This window comes from Rouxiella sp. WC2420 (genome assembly GCF_041200025.1).
In the GTDB taxonomy this organism is placed as follows: domain Bacteria; phylum Pseudomonadota; class Gammaproteobacteria; order Enterobacterales; family Enterobacteriaceae; genus Rouxiella.
The window spans coordinates 3,414,420-3,432,166 of the sequence record NZ_CP165628.1 but is presented as its reverse complement, the minus strand read 5'-3'; the positions used below and the strand labels follow the sequence as shown (position 1 = coordinate 3,432,166).

16 protein-coding genes and 2 tRNA genes are annotated in these 17,747 nt (G+C 48.5%); 10 read left to right on the top strand and 8 right to left on the bottom strand.

Going from position 1 to position 17,747, the window contains the following annotated elements; genetic code table 11:
• The first annotated feature begins 78 nt into the window (after nt 1–78).
• Complete coding sequence (locus AB3G37_RS15840; RefSeq protein ID WP_369790976.1) at nt 79–438, top strand: hotdog fold thioesterase; 360 nt, start codon at nt 79–81, stop codon at nt 436–438.
• Nucleotides 439–625: 187 nt separating this feature from the next.
• Here AB3G37_RS15840 and AB3G37_RS15835 read toward each other — a convergent pair whose 3' ends face one another.
• Nucleotides 626–1,030, bottom strand: a complete 405-nt coding sequence (locus tag AB3G37_RS15835) for a hypothetical protein (protein WP_369788424.1) — start codon at nt 1,028–1,030, stop codon at nt 626–628.
• A 458-nt stretch (nt 1,031–1,488) separates the two neighbouring features.
• Here AB3G37_RS15835 and sufA point away from each other — a divergent pair, with 458 nt between their 5' ends.
• The 7 genes from sufA (at nt 1,489) to AB3G37_RS15800 (ending at nt 8,320) form a co-directional block, all read left to right on the top strand.
• The gene (gene sufA / locus AB3G37_RS15830; protein WP_009635912.1) at nt 1,489–1,860 is read left to right on the top strand and encodes a Fe-S cluster assembly scaffold SufA; all 372 of its coding nucleotides are present in this window, start codon (nt 1,489–1,491) and stop codon (nt 1,858–1,860) included.
• A 30-nt stretch (nt 1,861–1,890) separates the two neighbouring features.
• The gene (sufB, locus tag AB3G37_RS15825) at nt 1,891–3,411 is read left to right on the top strand and encodes a Fe-S cluster assembly protein SufB (RefSeq protein ID WP_369788423.1); all 1,521 of its coding nucleotides are present in this window, start codon (nt 1,891–1,893) and stop codon (nt 3,409–3,411) included.
• A gap of 96 nt (nt 3,412–3,507) precedes the next feature.
• Complete coding sequence (sufC, locus tag AB3G37_RS15820; RefSeq protein ID WP_009635914.1) at nt 3,508–4,254, top strand: Fe-S cluster assembly ATPase SufC; 747 nt, start codon at nt 3,508–3,510, stop codon at nt 4,252–4,254.
• The gene (gene sufD, locus AB3G37_RS15815) at nt 4,229–5,530 is read left to right on the top strand and encodes a Fe-S cluster assembly protein SufD (protein WP_369788422.1); all 1,302 of its coding nucleotides are present in this window, start codon (nt 4,229–4,231) and stop codon (nt 5,528–5,530) included. Before sufC ends, sufD begins: the two co-directional genes overlap by 26 nt.
• Nucleotides 5,530–6,750, top strand: a complete 1,221-nt coding sequence (gene sufS / locus AB3G37_RS15810; protein WP_369788421.1) for a cysteine desulfurase SufS — start codon at nt 5,530–5,532, stop codon at nt 6,748–6,750. Before sufD ends, sufS begins: the two co-directional genes overlap by 1 nt.
• A gap of 28 nt (nt 6,751–6,778) precedes the next feature.
• Entirely contained in the window at nt 6,779–7,195 is a 417-nt protein-coding gene (gene sufE / locus AB3G37_RS15805) for a cysteine desulfuration protein SufE (RefSeq protein ID WP_009635917.1), read from the top strand.
• 147 nt (nt 7,196–7,342) lie between these two features.
• Complete coding sequence (locus AB3G37_RS15800) at nt 7,343–8,320, top strand: L,D-transpeptidase family protein (RefSeq protein WP_369788420.1); 978 nt, start codon at nt 7,343–7,345, stop codon at nt 8,318–8,320.
• A gap of 263 nt (nt 8,321–8,583) precedes the next feature.
• Here AB3G37_RS15800 and AB3G37_RS15795 read toward each other — a convergent pair whose 3' ends face one another.
• The 5 genes from AB3G37_RS15795 to AB3G37_RS15775 form a co-directional block, all read right to left on the bottom strand.
• A complete protein-coding gene (locus AB3G37_RS15795) occupies nt 8,584–8,820 on the bottom strand; it encodes a major outer membrane lipoprotein (protein WP_009635919.1) in 237 nt (78 codons plus the stop codon).
• A 293-nt stretch (nt 8,821–9,113) separates the two neighbouring features.
• Nucleotides 9,114–10,526: a pyruvate kinase PykF gene (pykF, locus tag AB3G37_RS15790; protein WP_009635920.1), complete on the bottom strand. Its 1,413-nt coding sequence runs from the start codon at nt 10,524–10,526 to the stop codon at nt 9,114–9,116.
• Nucleotides 10,527–11,107: 581 nt separating this feature from the next.
• A tRNA-Val gene (locus AB3G37_RS15785) sits at nt 11,108–11,184 on the bottom strand.
• A gap of 60 nt (nt 11,185–11,244) precedes the next feature.
• Nucleotides 11,245–11,321 (bottom strand) — tRNA-Val (locus AB3G37_RS15780).
• A 190-nt stretch (nt 11,322–11,511) separates the two neighbouring features.
• Complete coding sequence (locus tag AB3G37_RS15775; protein ID WP_369788419.1) at nt 11,512–12,885, bottom strand: MATE family efflux transporter; 1,374 nt, start codon at nt 12,883–12,885, stop codon at nt 11,512–11,514.
• Nucleotides 12,886–13,189: 304 nt separating this feature from the next.
• On the opposite strand from AB3G37_RS15775, the gene AB3G37_RS15770 reads away from it, so the two are divergent.
• The gene (locus tag AB3G37_RS15770; protein WP_369788418.1) at nt 13,190–13,858 is read left to right on the top strand and encodes a riboflavin synthase subunit alpha; all 669 of its coding nucleotides are present in this window, start codon (nt 13,190–13,192) and stop codon (nt 13,856–13,858) included.
• A 101-nt stretch (nt 13,859–13,959) separates the two neighbouring features.
• On the opposite strand, the gene cfa is transcribed toward AB3G37_RS15770, so the two are convergent.
• Both cfa and punC read right to left on the bottom strand, forming a co-directional pair.
• Nucleotides 13,960–15,111 (bottom strand): cyclopropane fatty acyl phospholipid synthase, encoded by a 1,152-nt coding sequence (gene cfa, locus AB3G37_RS15765; protein ID WP_009635923.1) that lies wholly within the window; start codon nt 15,109–15,111, stop codon nt 13,960–13,962.
• A gap of 345 nt (nt 15,112–15,456) precedes the next feature.
• On the bottom strand, nt 15,457–16,656 hold the full coding sequence (punC, locus tag AB3G37_RS15760; protein WP_369788417.1) for a purine nucleoside transporter PunC: 1,200 nt from the start codon (nt 16,654–16,656) through the stop codon (nt 15,457–15,459).
• Nucleotides 16,657–16,825: 169 nt separating this feature from the next.
• Here punC and punR point away from each other — a divergent pair, with 169 nt between their 5' ends.
• Nucleotides 16,826–17,728, top strand: a complete 903-nt coding sequence (punR, locus tag AB3G37_RS15755) for a DNA-binding transcriptional activator PunR (protein ID WP_369788416.1) — start codon at nt 16,826–16,828, stop codon at nt 17,726–17,728.
• The last annotated feature ends 19 nt before the right edge of the window (nt 17,729–17,747 follow it).

Genomic DNA, 17,747 nt, shown 5'->3' with positions numbered 1-17,747 from the left:
AGAACAGGGGAGATTACCGTGGCACTCTGGAAACGCAAAACCACACTCGATGAACTCAATAAATCCAGCCAGGGATGCATGGTCGGACATATTGGCATCAAGTTTACCTTGCTGGCCGATGACCGGCTGGAGGCGACTATGCCAGTCGACTCACGTACCACACAGCCTTTCAAGCTATTGCACGGTGGCGCATCGGTGGTGTTGGCTGAATCTCTTGGCTCAATGGCGGGATATTTATGCACTCACGGTGACCAGCAAATCGTCGGTATCGAGGTAAATGCCAATCATCTTAAAGCCGCACACAGTGGTTATGTGACCGGAGTTTGCCGCCCCTTACACGTTGGACGACGTAATCAGGTATGGGAAATCAAAATATTCGATGAAAATGAGCAGCTTTGCTGTATTTCCCGGTTGACCACAGCGGTTATCGAACTTTAGAAGTGTTTTAGTGCTAAAATAATAACCAGGGGTGAAGGAAGTAACAGCCTTCACCCTTATTGTTTATAAGGTTAATTGTTTATTTGTAATATCCACAAATAACCGCTGAGGTTATTTCAATTAGATTCATATAAATAATAACCTGATAAACAATAAGCTTATTCCTATGGGGAGGCTTATATGTCTCTCATAGTTGAAAGGGAACGCGCTTAACAAAGTCAGTTTGAAAGGCTGTGGCTTTTTCCCAGATGCCTAACATGGCATAATACTGGCAAATCAGCTTTAAGGTGTGACGGGCGAATTGATAGCTTTGTACGTGAAACAAATCATTGCGTTCTGGGTTATTAATTTCCAAAATCAATCGGTTATGTAGTTTACTCAGCGCGTGAAGATAGCTGTGATCGTCGCCATTTTGCAGGCAGAGATTTGCCATGTCCAGGCACAGGCTGTTGTAGCTTTTTAGCTGACTAATATCGGCTTCAGGCCTGTTTAATGCCGCGTCAGCTAAATAAAAGTCAACGGTAGCATCGCGCACACTGAATTTATATTCGTCGATTTTAGACTGAAGCCATGCATTTACCGAGTGAGCCATGAGCACATTCCGATTTGAATGATAACTATTATCATAATTAAATTAATAATATTGGCAAAATTGCCACGAATCAATGTTTTCTGAGAGATTTTTTATCCCTGTTATTTGTAGGGCTATGAGGCAAAAAGAGCCTTATTTGGCGATAGGGCAGGGGAAATACATAAATAGGTATTTCCGATGAATGTTTTGTCGTAGTAAAACATATTGGTAAAAATGCCTGCAAGAAGACGAAAGTTAGCGCTTTTTAACAAAAAATTGACAACTTATTCAATTAGTTGATGAGGTGCCTTTTAAAAGGCCTAAAATGGCGGCATCTCAGTTATGGACGTGTAGACAGCAGTTTGTCGTCCAATATCGCTATACCCTCTTAAAACAAGAGGTTGAAGTGATAGATGTAATCACTAAAATAGAGACCATAGGGTTGTCTATTAATAACCAGTTATTTACGAGGTAGACATATGCAAACTGAAAATGTCGGCACGTTCTCACTTGATGACAACGTATGGCAAGGTGTGACGCTGACTGATTCCGCTGCCAGGCAGGTCAAGACATTAGTGACTCAGGACCCGGAAGTGAAAGGGTTGCAGCTTTCAGTTAAGCAGTCCGGCTGCGCCGGTTTTGCCTATGTGCTTGATTTAACAAAGAAACCAGCCAGCGATGACTTGGTCTTTGAGCGCGATGGCGCACAGATTTTCATTCCGCTGAAAGCCATGCCTTTCATCGATGGAACTGAAGTTGATTTTGTTCGTGAAGGACTGAACCAGATCTTCAAGTTCAACAATCCAAAAGCTCAGCATGCCTGCGGGTGTGGCGAAAGTTTTGGCCTGTAATTTTCATGTAATCAAAGCGATGTAACTATTATGTCAAGAAGCAACGTAGAAGTTCCAGACAACGTGCAGTCTTGGGCTGGCGAAAAAAATAACTACAAAGAAGGTTTTTTCACCGCGCTTGAAACCGATGAACTCGCATCCGGCATCAACGAAGATGTCGTCCGTGCCATTTCCGCTAAGCGTGATGAGCCAGAGTGGATGCTTGAGTTCCGTCTGAAGGCTTTCCGTGCTTGGCTCAAAATGGATGAACCACACTGGCTTAAAGGCAAGTACACGCCTCTGGATTACCAGGATTACAGCTACTATTCTGCGCCTTCCTGTGGCAGCTGTGATGATGCCTGCGGATCTCAACCAGGTGCTACTCAGCAGTCTACTGCCGATGCACTGGCAATGCCTGCGCTCGATAAAAACTACCTGACCAGCGAAGTTGAAAAAGCTTTCGACCAGCTAGGTATCCCGGTACGTGAAGGCAAAGAAGTGGCGGTTGATGCCATTTTTGACTCCGTTTCGGTTTCTACAACCTATCGTGACAAGCTGGCGGAATCGGGTGTTATTTTCTGTTCGTTTGGTGAAGCGATTCACGACTATCCAGAGCTGGTTCAACAGTACCTTGGTACCGTAGTTCCGCCAGAAGATAACTTCTTTGCAGCGTTGAACGCGGCGGTTGCCTCTGACGGCACCTTTGTATACATCCCGAAAGGCGTTCGCTGTCCGATGGAGCTGTCCACTTATTTCCGTATCAACGCGGCAAAAACCGGTCAGTTCGAACGTACCATTCTGATTGCCGATGAAGGCAGCTACGTTAGCTACATCGAAGGCTGTTCCGCTCCAGTGCGTGACACTTATCAGCTGCACGCCGCGGTGGTTGAAGTCATTATCCTCAAAGATGCAGAAGTGAAATATTCTACCGTGCAAAACTGGTTCTCAGGCAGTGAAGAGAGCAGCGGCGGTATTCTGAACTTCGTGACCAAACGCGCTATTTGCGAAGGGTCCGGCTCCAAAATGTCCTGGACCCAGTCTGAAACCGGCTCAGCGATTACCTGGAAGTATCCGAGCGTTATCCTTAAAGGTGATAACTCTGTGGGTGAATTCTTCTCTGTAGCGTTGACCAGCGGTAAACAGCAGGCGGATACCGGCACCAAAATGATTCACATTGGTAAAAATACCAAGTCGACCATCATTGCCAAAGGTATCTCGGCTGGGCGCAGTCAAAACAGTTATCGCGGCCTGGTGAAAATTCTGCCATCTGCCGAGAATGCCCGTAACTTCACCCAATGTGACTCCATGCTGATTGGTGCAGAATGCGGTGCGCACACTTTCCCGTACATCGAAGTGCGCAATAACACTGCCCAGCTGGAACACGAAGCGACGACCTCGAAAATCGGTGAAGATCAGCTTTTCTACTGCCTGCAACGCGGGATCAGCGAAGACGATGCTATCTCAATGATCGTCAACGGTTTCTGTAAAGATGTCTTCTCAGAGTTGCCACTGGAATTCGCAGTTGAAGCGCAGAAGCTGCTGGCCATCAGTCTGGAACACAGTGTGGGTTAAAAACCTTTTCGTAGTTAAGGTTATATAAATCCTGTACTTGAAGAACAACAGAATTAGTAGAAACACGAGCGCACAGACGCACAATCAAGGATACACATGTTAAGCATTAAGAATTTGAAGGTCCGTGTTGAAGAAAAGGAAATTCTTAAAGGGCTCGATCTCGAGATCAAGCCTGGGGAAGTGCACGCGATTATGGGACCAAACGGTTCGGGTAAAAGTACACTTTCCGCTACACTTGCTGGCCGCGAAGATTATGAAGTGACTGACGGTACTGTCGAGTTCAACGGTAAAGATCTTCTGGAGCTGGATCCTGAAGACCGCGCTGGCGAAGGCGTATTTATGGCGTTTCAATACCCGGTTGAAATCCCTGGCGTCACCAACAACTTTTTCCTGCAAACTGCGGTAAACGCAGTGCGTAAATATCGTGAACAGCCTCCGATGGACCGTTTTGATTTCGCCGATTTCATGGACGAAAAAATCGAGTTGCTGAAAATGCCTGCCGACTTGCTTACTCGTTCTGTGAACGTTGGCTTCTCCGGTGGTGAGAAAAAGCGTAACGATATTCTGCAGATGGCGGCTCTGGAGCCAAGCCTGTGTATTCTCGATGAAACAGACTCCGGTCTGGACATCGATGCTTTGAAAACCGTTGCCAACGGCGTTAACGCTCTGCGCGATGGCAAACGTGCATTTATCATTGTGACCCACTACCAGCGTATTCTCGACTATATCAAACCTGATTTCGTCCATGTGCTGTCTCAGGGCCGCATCGTAAAATCTGGCGATTTCAGTTTGGTTAAACAGTTAGAGGAGCAGGGCTATGGCTGGCTTACCGACGAAGAGTAATGCACCCGCAGCCGGTAGCTCGCATGCTATGCAGCAGTTTTACCGTCTGTTTGAAAGCCTGGGTGGCGAGCAGTCTTCCCATGCCCACAACCACTGGCAGCAAGTTTTGCGCCTCGGTTTTCCGCATGCAAAAATGGAAGACTGGAAATACACACCGGTTGCTCCGTTATTAGGCAATCAGTTCTTCTTACCGGAAGAGCAGGACCTGTCCGCCGAGGCTCTGAAAGAGCTGGCATTGCCGATTGATGCCTATCGACTGGTGTTTATTGACGGACGTTTCAGCCCGCAGCTGAGTGACTCTGCAACTGGCGATTTCGAGGTTGAAAAGCTGACACCGGCTATTCAGCAAACGCTTCCAGAAGCTATCGAATCAGAAGTCTTCCTGCATCTGACCGAAAGTCTGGCCCAGCACGGTCTTAAGATCCGCCTGCCGAAGGGCAAGCAGGCCGAGAAGGCGCTATATTTGCTGCACATCAGCAGCGGTCGCGACAAGTCTCGTGAAATCAATACCGTACATCACCGCTATCATCTCGAAATTGAGAGCGGTGCCAACGCTGAAGTTATTGAGCATTACGTTAGCCTGAACGAGCTGGGGCATTTTACCGGTGCACGTTTGACGGCGAACATTGGCGATAACGCCACACTAAGCCACTATAAGCTGTCATTCGAAAGTCAGGCAAGTTATCACTTTGCCCACAATGACCTGACTATCGGTCGTGATGCCAATGTGACCAGCAACAGCTTCCTGTTGGGCGCCGGGCTAACTCGTCATCACACCAGTGCTCGTCACAATGGTGAAGGCAGTAACCTGAACATGAACAGCCTGCTGCTGCCAATGGATTCAGAACTGGCTGACACCCGTACTTATCTCGAGCACAACAAAGGCTATTGCAACAGTCATCAGTTGCACAAGGTTATCGTTAACGACAAAGCCAAAGCGGTGTTCAACGGTATGATTTACGTCGCGAAAGACGCAATCAAGACCGATGGCAAGATGACTAACAACAATTTGCTGCTCAGTGACAAGGCAGAAGTTGACACCAAGCCGCAGCTGGTTATCTGGGCTGACGATGTCAAATGCGGTCACGGTGCGACTATCGGTCGTATGGATGAAGAGCAACTGTTCTATCTGCGCGCCCGTGGGATTAACGCTTTTGACGCACGTAACATGATCATTTTTGCTTTTGCTGCAGAACTTACAGAAGCGATTGCAAATGAAACATTGCGCAAAATCGTCATTGCACGCATTGCAGGCCGATTGAATCGAGGTGAGTAATGAGTTTTCCACTGGAACGAGTGCGTAAAGATTTCCCTCTGCTGAGCCGTGAAGTTAACGGCCAGCCTCTGGCTTACCTGGACAGCGCCGCTAGCGCGCAAAAACCACGTCAAGTCATTGAGCGCGAGAGCGAATTCTATCAGCACGACTATGCCGCCGTGCACCGTGGAATTCATACTCTCAGCGTTGAAGCCACCGAGCAGATGGAAAACGTTCGCAAGCAGGCAGCCGCATTTATTAATGCGGCATCTGCCGAAGAAATCGTGTTTGTGAAAGGCACGACGGAAGCGATCAATCTGGTTGCCAACACTTTTGGCCGCACCAAGCTTTTTGCGGGCGATCGCATCATTATTACCGAGATGGAGCATCACGCCAACATCGTGCCATGGCAGATGATTGCCCAGGAGCGCGGGCTGCATATCGATATCTGGCACCTGACGCCGGAAGGCGAGCTGGATATGGCTCAGTTCGCGTCACTGTTGACTCCACAAACCAAGCTATTGGCGTTGGCGCACGTTTCCAATGTTTTAGGCACGCGCAACCCTATTGAAACAATTATTCCTCAGGCGAAAGCCGCAGGTTTATATGTGCTGGTAGATGGCGCGCAGGCGGTAATGCATCACAAGGTTGATGTGCAGGCGCTGGATTGCGACTTTTATGTCTTCTCGGGCCATAAGCTTTATGGACCAACCGGAATCGGCATTCTCTACGGCAAAGCTGCACTGCTTGATGAAATGCCACCGTGGGAAGGCGGCGGTTCGATGATCAAACATGTTAGCCTGACCGAAGGCACCACCTATGTGAAAGCGCCTTGGCGTTTTGAAGCGGGTTCACCGAACACGGGTGGCATGATTGGTCTGGGCGCGGCGTTTGACTATGTCAATGAGCTGGGTCTGGATGCCATTCATGAGTACGAGTCGGCGCTAATGAGTTACGCGCTTGAGGCGATGGCCGATATCCCGGATATCCATATCTATGGTCCGGCCATTCGTTCTGGCGTAATTGCGTTTAATCTCGGCAAGCATCACGCTTATGATGTAGGCAGCTTTCTCGACCAGTATGGCATTGCTATCCGCACCGGACACCACTGCGCTATGCCACTGATGTCATTCTTTGGCGTACCGGCAATGTGCCGTGCTTCTCTTGCTATGTATAACACTCGCGAAGAAGTTGACCGCTTGGTTGCAGGGCTAAAACGTATTAGTCTGCTGCTGGGTTAACGATACGCAAAAAGCAGGATGGTTTTTTATGGCAAATTTGCCAGACAAGCAAAAGTTAGTGAAAAATTTTTCCCGGTGCCCGAACTGGGAAGAGAAATATCTATACGTGATCGAGCTTGGCGCGCTGTTAGCGCCGTTAAGCGATGAAAATCGACAGGCGCAGAATCTGATCTCTGGCTGTCAAAGCCAGGTATGGATTGTGATGCACGCCGCTGAAAATGGCCAGGTGGAGTTTGCCGGTGACAGCGATGCTGCAATCGTCAAAGGCTTGCTGGCAATAGTGTTTAGCCTGTATCACGGCTTGACGGCTGAAGAAATTGTTGCGCTCGACGTTCGTCCATTCTTTGGCGAGCTTGAGCTTAGCCAGCATCTGACTCCATCCCGTTCGCAGGGACTGGAAGCGATGATCCGCGCTATCCGTGCCAAAGCAACGGTCATGGGCTAAGCCTGTCTGACCTCTGTGATAGCTCGGTTCATTAGGAATGTTCTGCTAATGAGTCGGGCTAGTTCTTGATGCTTTCCTATTCTCGCAAAATAAACGACCCTTGAGACGATAACTTTGGGTTAATAATCGAGAAGAACAGGAACTAGCATGAAACTAACTTTGTCCCTGATGGGAATACTTTTCGCTACTACGCTTACTGCCGGAATCAGCGCCGCTCACGCCGCCGAATACCCTCTCCCGCCTGACAATAGCCGCCTGATTGGCGAAAATACCACATATGTTGTGCCTAATGATGGCAAGCCGCTCGAAGCCGTCGCCGCCAAATATCAAATTGGACTGATTGCGATGCTTGAGGCAAATCCGGGTGTCGATCCGCTGTTACCAAAGCCTGGTACCGTATTAACTATCCCCAGTCAGATGCTTTTGCCCGCGACAAAACGCGAAGGTATTGTGATCAATCTTGCTGAACTACGCCTTTACTATTACCCGAAGGGTGAAAATAAGGTGGTGGTTTACCCTATTGGTATTGGCCAGTTGGGGCGTAATACGCCGGAAATGGTAACCTCCGTCAGCCAGAAAATTCCAAATCCAACGTGGACACCGACGCCGAATATACGCAAAATCTACCTTAAAGAGCAGGGCATTACCTTACCTGGCGTTGTCCCTGCCGGGCCGGAAAATCCAATGGGTCTTTTCGCGATGCGTCTCGCTGCGGGTCAGGGGCATTACTTGATCCATGGCACCAATGCCAATTTCGGGATTGGCATGCGCGTTAGCTCTGGCTGCATTCGCCTGCGTCCGGATGATATCGAAGCGCTGTTTGAAAGCGTACCGAAAGGCACCCGTGTTCAGGTGATCAATCAGCCGATTAAGTTTGATGTTGAGCCCGACGGCAAACGCTATGTCGAGGTACATCAGCCGTTATCTCACACCGAGAAAGACGATCCGCAGACCATGCCGATTGCGTTGAACGCGGCATTAAAAAAATTTAAAGCCGATCACGCAACCAATAAAGATGTGCTGACTGACGCGATTACGCGCCGTTCTGGAATGCCGGTGATTGTGAACCAGGGTTCAGCGGATGTGAACAAGCCGCCTGAAGCAGAGTCGATCTCATCTCTTTAAGGCTTTTAGCGTGTTTTTATAAACCAGTAAGACGCTGATAAGCGATTTATAAGACATTAATGTCCTCTAAACGCCACCAAAACGATTTGGTGGCGTTTTTATTTGAAAGTGCAAGCGACAGTGACTGGGGGATTTAAGTGGTTTAAGAAGCGATATAGAGACGTTAAGGCGTTTTAATGAAAACGGGAAGGCAGAATAAATCGGGGAATGTACAAGTAAAAAAATGGCGCACAATGTGCGCCATTTCACTATGAGAAGTAATATTACTTCTTGTAAGCGTGAGCTTGGTTGTCAAGACGTTGGTTAGCGCGTGCTGCGTCGTCTTTAGCTGCTTGGGTGTCAGCTTTAACTGCTGCAACGTCGTTGCTCAACTGATCAACTTTAGAGTTCAAAGTTGAAACGTCAGAAGACAGTTGGTCGATTTTTGCATTGCTTGAACAACCAGCCAGCAAAGTAGAACCCAGGATTACTGCGCCCAGTACCAGTTTAGTGCGATTCATTATAAAACCCTCTAGATTAAGTTAATCTCCATGTAGCGATACAAGTATTACACAAACCTTTTTCTAATGAGAATAAATTTTTACCCCCAAATGCTTTATTTTGTTCATTCGCTCAAAGAAGCATCTTTTTTTACATAAAAGTTGAAAAACGTTATCTAAAACAGGCTGATTCCATGAGACTTGTCCCATTTTCAGAACATCGTATTTGACAAGGTTTTCTTAAAATTTCTGAAAAAAGATAAAAAAAAACGCCACATCAGGTGGCGTTTTTTAATTACTTAACGATATATCTGTTACAGCGTATGCACAGAAGAGGTGTTTGTAGTGCCGCTTGGAACCAAAGCACCAGAAACCATAACCACTTTGTCGCCTTTTTGCGCCAGGCCACTTTCGAGTGCAGCTTCTTTACCAATGCGGTAGAAATCGTCAGTTGACGCGATTTCTTTAACCAGTTGGGTGATTACACCCTTGGTCAGGATCAACTGACGAGCAGTCACTTCATTGGTGGTCAGTGCGAGGATCAGCGCGTTAGGGAAGTACTTACGCACGGCAATGGCTGATTTACCGCCATTGGTCGCTACGACGATCAGTGGAGCGTCCAGCTTTTCGGCCATTTCTACTGCACCGCGGCAAACAGCTTCGGTGATGCGCAGTTTACGGCTGTCGTTCTGACCATCGATACGGCTCGGCATTACGCGATCGGTACGTTCGCAAATGGTTGCCATGATAGTAACGGCTTCCAGCGGATACTTACCTTTGGCGCTTTCACCTGACAGCATCACGGCGTCAGTGCCGTCGATGATGGCGTTAGCCACGTCACCAGCTTCTGCACGGGTAGGGCGCGGGTTTTTGATCATAGAATCGAGCATTTGCGTCGCGGTAATAACCACTTTGCGCGCACGGTTACATTTCTCGATCATCATTTTCTGCGCGAAAATAACTTCTTCAACCGGGATTTCAACGCCCAGGTCGCCACGAGCAACCATGATGCCGTCTGAAGCTTCGAGAATTTCATCGAAGTTGTTCAGACCTTCCTGGTTTTCGATTTTAGAGATAATCTGAATGTGCTCGCCACCGTGCGTTTTCAGATGCTCACGAATTTCGATAACGTCAGAACGTTTGCGAATGAAAGAAGCAGCAACGAAATCGACGCCCTGTTCACAACCGAAAATCAGGTCGCGTTTGTCTTTCTCGGCCAGTGCAGGCAGAGCGATAGAAACGCCCGGCAGGTTAACGCCTTTGTTTTCGCCCAGGTCGCCGTTGTTCAGGACTTTACAGGTTACTTCATTATCAGTGACGTGGGTGACTTCCATACCGATCAGACCATCGTCTACCAGTACGGTATTGCCAACTTTCAGGTCGGCTGCAAAACCACTGTAGGTAACGGCAACGCGTTCGTTATTACCGATTACGCTCTGGTCAGTGGTGAAAACGAAAGTCTGACCGGCAACCAGAGAGGCGTCTTTGCCGCCTTCAAGCTTGATGGTGCGGATTTCCGGGCCTTTGGTATCCAGCAGGATGCCTGCTTTCTTGCCGGTTTTTTCCATGACGTTGCGGATATTCTTGATGCGCTGACCGTGCTCTTCATAATCACCGTGAGAAAAGTTTAAACGCATGACGTTCATACCTGCATCAAGCAGTTTAGTCAGCATCTCTTCGGATTCAGTTTTTGGTCCGATAGTACAAACAATTTTAGTCTTTTTCATGACGATTTTTTCTACAAGTTGTGATGGATAGGATAAGAGTGCGCATGGCGGCAAGACGGTCACCGTCCGCGCTGAATGGATTTACGACCTGGTTTTGGAAACGCTTCAGTTTGAATAAAACATTACTAAGAATAGGCGAGTACGGCAGAAATGTTGTGTAAAGTTCGACGGGCACAAAGATATCTGGACGAGTTTTAATCGTTTCAGTAGTTAAAACACCTGTTTTATGACGATATCGATAGATCAAGGGGCTGAATCCATTCAATCTAAGAAACTGTGCCAGTTTTTGTTACTGCTAGTATAGAGGGTAGGAGGGGGGTAAACCAAACAAAAATTCGCAGGATGCGCAATAAAGCGAGTTTGACTGCGCCTTTGTTGCGCAATTAATCAGAAATAATAGGCGTTCGCTTATAAGCTGTTTTCAGGCATTAACAAATGGAAATTGGCGGTAACATTGGGCGCGAATTTAAACCAGGTAAGGATGTGAAAATTATTGAACGAAAGGCTGAAAGTTTCGGTTGGGGTGATAGGAGAGACGAGTGACTTGGAAAAGTGATGAAGAACTGCCTGGAAGTTTGCTTTGGTGCGTCCGAGTGAACTCGAATCACCGACCCCCACCATGTCAAGGTGGTGCTCTAACCAACTGAGCTACGGACGCACATCAAAATGCAAATTACAACGTAGATTCAAGACTGCGATAGCCTGGATTCTGCAGATTTGGTGCGTCCGAGTGAACTCGAATCACCGACCCCCACCATGTCAAGGTGGTGCTCTAACCAACTGAGCTACGGACGCATCGTTATCTCTGCCTGCCAGTGTGGCAGCGGGGACGAATATTAACGACCTACCGGATTACTGGCAAGGGAAAAAATGCATTTTATTGACATAATGCGTTTGATTGGTGAGCTAACGCTCATTGCGTTGATTTTTTGCACATTAACGGCGGCGCGCTGCCTAAAAACAGCGCACCGTGTTGAATTGAAAACTAGCGCCCTGCGCGTTGTAATATCGAAAACGATGACTGTTTTTGTATCCAACGCATCCGTAATGACATCATGGTGGCAGCAAAAGTCAGGCCGATAATAAATCCGCACCAAAATCCGCTTGGCCCCATGGCGGGAACCAGATAATCCGTTAATGCCAACAGGTAGCCAATCGGCAAGCCCAGAATCCAGTAGGCGGTGAAAGTAATATAGAAAATAGATCGCGTGTCTTTATAGCCGCGCAACACGCCGCTGCTTATCACCTGTACTGCATCTGAAATCTGGAAAATGGCTGCAAACAGCATCAGGTGAGAGGCTAAGCTGATCACTTCGGGGTTATCGTTGTACAGCCGCGCGATGTGGACGCGAAACACTACGGCGGCGCTGGCAATGAAACACGCCATCACAATACCCGTGGCGATGCTGGTGTAAGCCGAAACTTTTGCCGCTGCAGGATTGGACTCTCCAAGCCGTGATCCGACGCGAATAGTTGCTGACACTCCCAACGATAGCGGCACGACAAACATCAGCGAGCCGACATTAAGCGCAATTTGATGGCTTGCCACCGCTACAATGCCCAGTGGGGAAACCAGCAGGGCAACTACGGCAAATAGCGTCACCTCGAAAAATAGCGCCAACGCTACCGGTAAACCCAGCTGTGCCAGACGTTTTAACACCGTCCAGTCAGGTTTGGCGAAAGATTTTGTGGCGACGATATCTTTCATCCAATAGGCACGTTTGGTATAGATGCGCATCATGATGAACATCACCCAATACACCGTCCCCGTTGCCACACCACAGCCTACTCCGCCGAGCGCTGGGGCACCAAACTTGCCGTAAATAAAAATATAGTTAACAGGAATATTAACCAGCAGTCCGATAAACCCGAACACCATGCCCGGTTTGGTTTTTGACAGACCTTCGCACTGATCGCGCAACACCTGGAAGAACAGGTAGCCTGGCGCGCCCCACATAATGGCGCGCAGATAGCCGATGGCTTTTTCTTTCAGCAGCGGATCGATATTGTGCATCAGGCCAATAATGTGGTCACAGTGATAAATGACTACCATGACCAGCAGTGAAACGGCGGCGGCCAGCCAAAAGCCCTGCTGCACCTGATCGCCAATCTTTTCACGACGGCCCGCGCCGTTCAGATGTGCCACGGTTGGGGTTAAAGATAATAAAAGTCCGTGACCAAACAATATGGCAGGAAGCCATATTGATGTGCCGACGGCAACTGCAGCCATATCGGTTGCGCTGACCGAGCCTGCCATGATGGTGTCGACAACACCCATCGCGGTTTGTGCAATTTGAGCCAGGATAACGGGGATCGCGAGAGCCAATAAACTACGCGCTTCTGTAAGGTACTTCTGCACGCATTACACCTTTTTATAATGTTGAATAAACCAAAAACGCCACCCGAGGGTGACGATAATATAGTGAGAAATTGCTGAAAGATTGTACCTTGTCAGGTTTTTTTAGCAAATTGCATGGTTAAATTTTGAGAACTATCAATCAGCTGAGATAAGTCTCTATTGATTTTTTATGAACGCCGCGGCAGTGCCGAAGGTGTGCAGATGTGCTGTGAAGCCTGATTAGAGTTTGGTTTTCCTAAGGATCTACGGCAAACTTATCAATATTATGAATTGCGATAAATTTTAAATTTGCGAGGCGCGCCTAATGTTTACCGGAATAGTGCAGGGCAGAGGCACAGTGGTGTCAATTGATGAAAAACCTAATTTCAGAACTCACGTGGTGCAAATGCCCGTGGAAATGCTGCCTAACCTGGCGTTGGGGGCTTCAGTAGCTCATAACGGCTGCTGCCTGACGGTAACAAAAGTAGAGGGCTCCCTGGTAAGTTTTGATCTGATTAAAGAAACCCTGCGCTTGACCAATCTCGGCGATCTGAAAGAGGGGGACGAGGTCAATCTGGAGCGCGCTGCAAGCTTTAATGATGAAATTGGCGGCCATTTGATGTCCGGCCATATTGTTTGTACTGCAGAAGTGCAAAAGATCCTGTTGTCGGAAAATAATCGCCAAATCTGGTTCCGCATGCCTCACCCGGAATACATGAAATATATTCTGCACAAAGGTTATATCGGCATCGACGGCATCAGCCTGACGGTGGGCGAGGTGACACCTACTCGCTTCTGCGTGCACCTGATCCCCGAGACGCTGGAGCGCACTACGCTGGGCACCAAACGCTTGGGCGATAAAATCAATATTGAGATTGACCCGCAAACCCAGGCGATCGTCGACACCGTTGAGCGCGTACTTGCCAGCCGTGAAGCTGCACAGGCAGCCGCTGCGGCATTAGCTGAACAGCGGCCGAAAGAAGATTTTCTGTGAGATAAGCTATCTGAACAGCAGTGAAATATAGCTATTAAAAAAGCCGGAAACAGTTCACCTGTTTTCGGCTTTTTAGCATATAAACTTTGTCGTCACAGCGCTTATCGCGGCACGCGAATACCGCCGTCAACGCCATTCGGGCTAAGAACCACTTGCCACAGCTGAATATCACGCGCGCGGAATGCACCGGCGCAGGCATTCAGATAATAGCTGAACATACGGTGGAAACGGCCGGTATAGTTATCGGCAATAGTCGGCCAAGCCTGCAGGAAACGTTCATACCACGCCATCAGAGTGCGATCATAGTCCGCCCCGATATTGTGCCAGTCTTCCATTACGAACAGCCCTTCAGTGTGTTGGGCAATATGTTTTACCGATGGCAGGCAGCCATTCGGGAAAATATATTTATCAATCCACGGATCGACGTTCAGATCAGTTTTATTGGCACCGATGGTGTGCAGCAGGAAGAGACCTTCCGGTTTGAGATTGCGTTTTACCACGTTGAAATAGGTCTGGTAGTTTTTAGGCCCAACGTGTTCGAACATCCCGACCGAGACAATGCGGTCAAATTGGTCATTGAGATCACGATAGTCTTGCAGCAAAATAGTCACGTCAAGGCCTTCGCAACGCTGCTGAGCCATCTTTTGCTGTTCTGCCGAGATAGTGACGCCAAATACACTAACGCCATAATGCCGGGCAGCATATTCCGCCAGACCACCCCATCCACAGCCAATATCAAGCAGGCGTTGCCCCGGCTGAAGCTGAAGTTTATCGCAGATCATTTTCAATTTGGCTTCTTGAGCCTGTTCAAGCGTCGTGGCGTCTTTCCAGTATCCGCAAGAATATTGCATATACGGGTCAAGCATTTTGCTGAACAGGTCGTTGCCGAGGTCATAATGTTCTTTACCGACGATCCAGGCGCGTTTTCTGGATTGCAGGTTAGTCAGTCTTGCCGCAGCAATGCGCAGCGTGTCCTTCAAATGATGCGGAAGCTTGCTTTCCAGCCCGGCGGCGACAACACGCTGGAAGAAAATGTCGAGTCGTTCACATTCCCACCAACCGTCCATGTAACTTTCGCCGAGACCGAGAGAACCTTCCTGCAGGACGCGCTTAAAGAAATCGGGATTTTTAACGGTAATGTCAAAAGGGCGGGTTCCATTAACCTCAATGCCAGCCATAGTTAACATTTCGCTCGCGATTCGGTACCACTGATTATCTTGAATACTCAGGTCTTCTACACACGATGAACTCATAGCTTCTCCATCACTTTCTCTTCTGACTTATTAACCTGCTTAAAAAGCGTCGGCTATCGGCAGGTCTAATGAGAACAGACGGGTAACCCGCCTTATCTGATATATGACTATGAACAGAGGAAAATACAGAGGACACCTGACGAATATTCGCCGCGGTGAAACATCCTTGCACTATTAAATGTGACGCGTTACCCGCGCCCAAAAGTTACTTGTGATAAAAGTTTTGTAAAAGTGTTATTTTGTTATGTTGAATTGAGTATAAGCTCGACAGCGCCCATTCTCAATATTAAATCGTAACAGGCGCATATATTGTTCAAGTTATTGTAACGCAGGGTATTATTTCAATCAGTTAGCATGCTTTGCTTCTGGATGTCCAGACTTCTGTTCTTTGGCTGAACGCGCCACCAACCAATAACCTATTCCAACCAAAATTACCGTTGTCAGCATTACCGTGACTGTGGAAACCAATGGCTGTTCGATAAAAGTCGAAACCAGCATGCTCGATAAAAAACACAATCCCAACTGCATGGTATTCTGCAACGCAGCTGCCTTTCCTGTATTGGCATGAAATGTCATTAATGCATTGGCAACGACAATTGGGTAACTGGCGCCATTAACCAAAGCCATAAAGCAGAATGGAATAAGTAATCCCGTTAGCGTCGCCTGCGTTAATGTTGCAATTAAATATAGTGAAATAACGCTAAAAGCATAGCCGAATAAAAGCCAGGGTAGTAGTCGAGAGCCATCAATTTTGGCGATCAACATACGGCAGCCGTAACCACCGAATAAAAATGCAATGGTTTGAGGCACATAGCTGAGCCCTATTGCCGATGGGCCATACCCCATATTGCTTAAAATAAACGGCGAACCGGTGAGCCAGGCAAAAAATCCAGCCGAACTTGCTGCATAAATCAGTACGTTACCGCTATACACTGGCGATGTGAGCATTGCCGCAAGCCCGCTTTGTGGCTGAGATTGCTGTGCAGCCGTTTTGCGCGATTCTTTTAATGTCAAAGTAAAGAACAGCAGCAGCGCGCCGATCACCAGCAGCAAGGCAAATATAACCCGCCAATTGAAATGATTAAGCACATAGGCGCCGACTAGCGGGGCCAAAGCTGGAGAGAGCGCCACCAGCGGCATGATGCTGGCAAAGGTGCGCTTGGCTACCTCAGAAGAGTAGCGATCTACGACGAGAGCCTGCCAGCTTACCGCCGCTGCACAAACGCCGACTGCCTGTAAAAAACGCAGCACCAGTAACAGTTCGCTACTCTGTACCCAAATCATCCCCAGACAGCTCATTGAGAACAGGCCCAGCCCGCTCAGCAAGATCGGGCGGCGGCCAAAACGATCCGACAACGGGCCCCAAAACAGCTGAGCGACGGCAAAACCGCCAAGGAAAATGCTCAGGCTTGAGCTTATGGCGCTGGCTGAGGTCGCCAGGTTTTCCTGCATGCTGCCAAATGCGGGCAAATACATATCGGTGGCTAAAAAGCCAAGCATGCTCAAGCCGGCAAGATAAAGTAAAAATCCAAATGAGGGTTTCATGATGTTCTCTTATTAATCTAAAAAGCAGTCAAAAGTATCGTAGGGTACTTGAAGCACGGGAGTGTATCTGCTTGGCTTAGTGGTTGTGAAACGTTAATATTTGCACTATGCGATTAAAAAATTTGAAAGCAGAAGGGTGAAGTGATGTGCAAGCAGAAAGGAGGGCGGCATGTGGTCTGAATATTCACTGGAAGTGGTGGACGCCGTTGCCAGAAATGGCAGCTTTACTGCCGCCGCGCAGGAGCTTAACCGAGTTCCATCGGCTATTAGTTATCAAGTGCGGCAGTTGGAGGAATGGCTGGCCGTGCCTCTGTTTCACAGACGCCATCGTGATGTAGAGTTGACACCTGCGGGTCGGCTTTTTGTTGATGAAGCTCGCATACTTATCAAAAAAATGCTATCCACCAGGCGTCAATGCCAGCAGGTGGCCAATGGCTGGAGCGGGCAGCTGCGGGTTGCCGTTGACCGTATCGTCAAGCCGCGCCGAGTCAGGCAGCTGGTGGTCGATTTCTATCGCGCTTTTCCCGATACAGAACTGCAGATTCAGGGCGAAGTATTTAACGGGGTTTGGGACGCGCTGGCAGACGATCGTGCGGACGTCGCTATTGGAGCCACTAGCGCAGTGCCGGTTGGCGGCCGTTTCAGTTTCCGCGACATGGGGACACTGCCGTGGCACTGTGTGGTCAGCGCAAAACATCCTTTGGCCGAGCAGCAGCAGGCTCTGGACGACGAAGCATTAAGACCTTACCCTGCGCTATGTATTGAAGATACCTCAAGAAACTTGCCTAAACGCGATACCTGGACACTGGACAATCAGCGGCGGCTAGTGGTGCCTGACTGGACCTGTGCGATTGACTGCTTATGCGAGGGGCTGTGTGTCGGCATGCTGCCAGTGCACATGGTAGAAAGGGAAATCACCGAGAACAAGCTGGCGGTGTTGAAATTGGCTAACAGTTTCCCCGAGAGCCCTTGCTGCCTGACTTGGGACCAGAAAAATCACTCGCCTGCGCTGGACTGGCTGCTCAATTATTTAGGTGACAGTGAAACGTTGAATCAGGAGTGGTTGAGGTAAAAACACGCCTGTAAGAGCA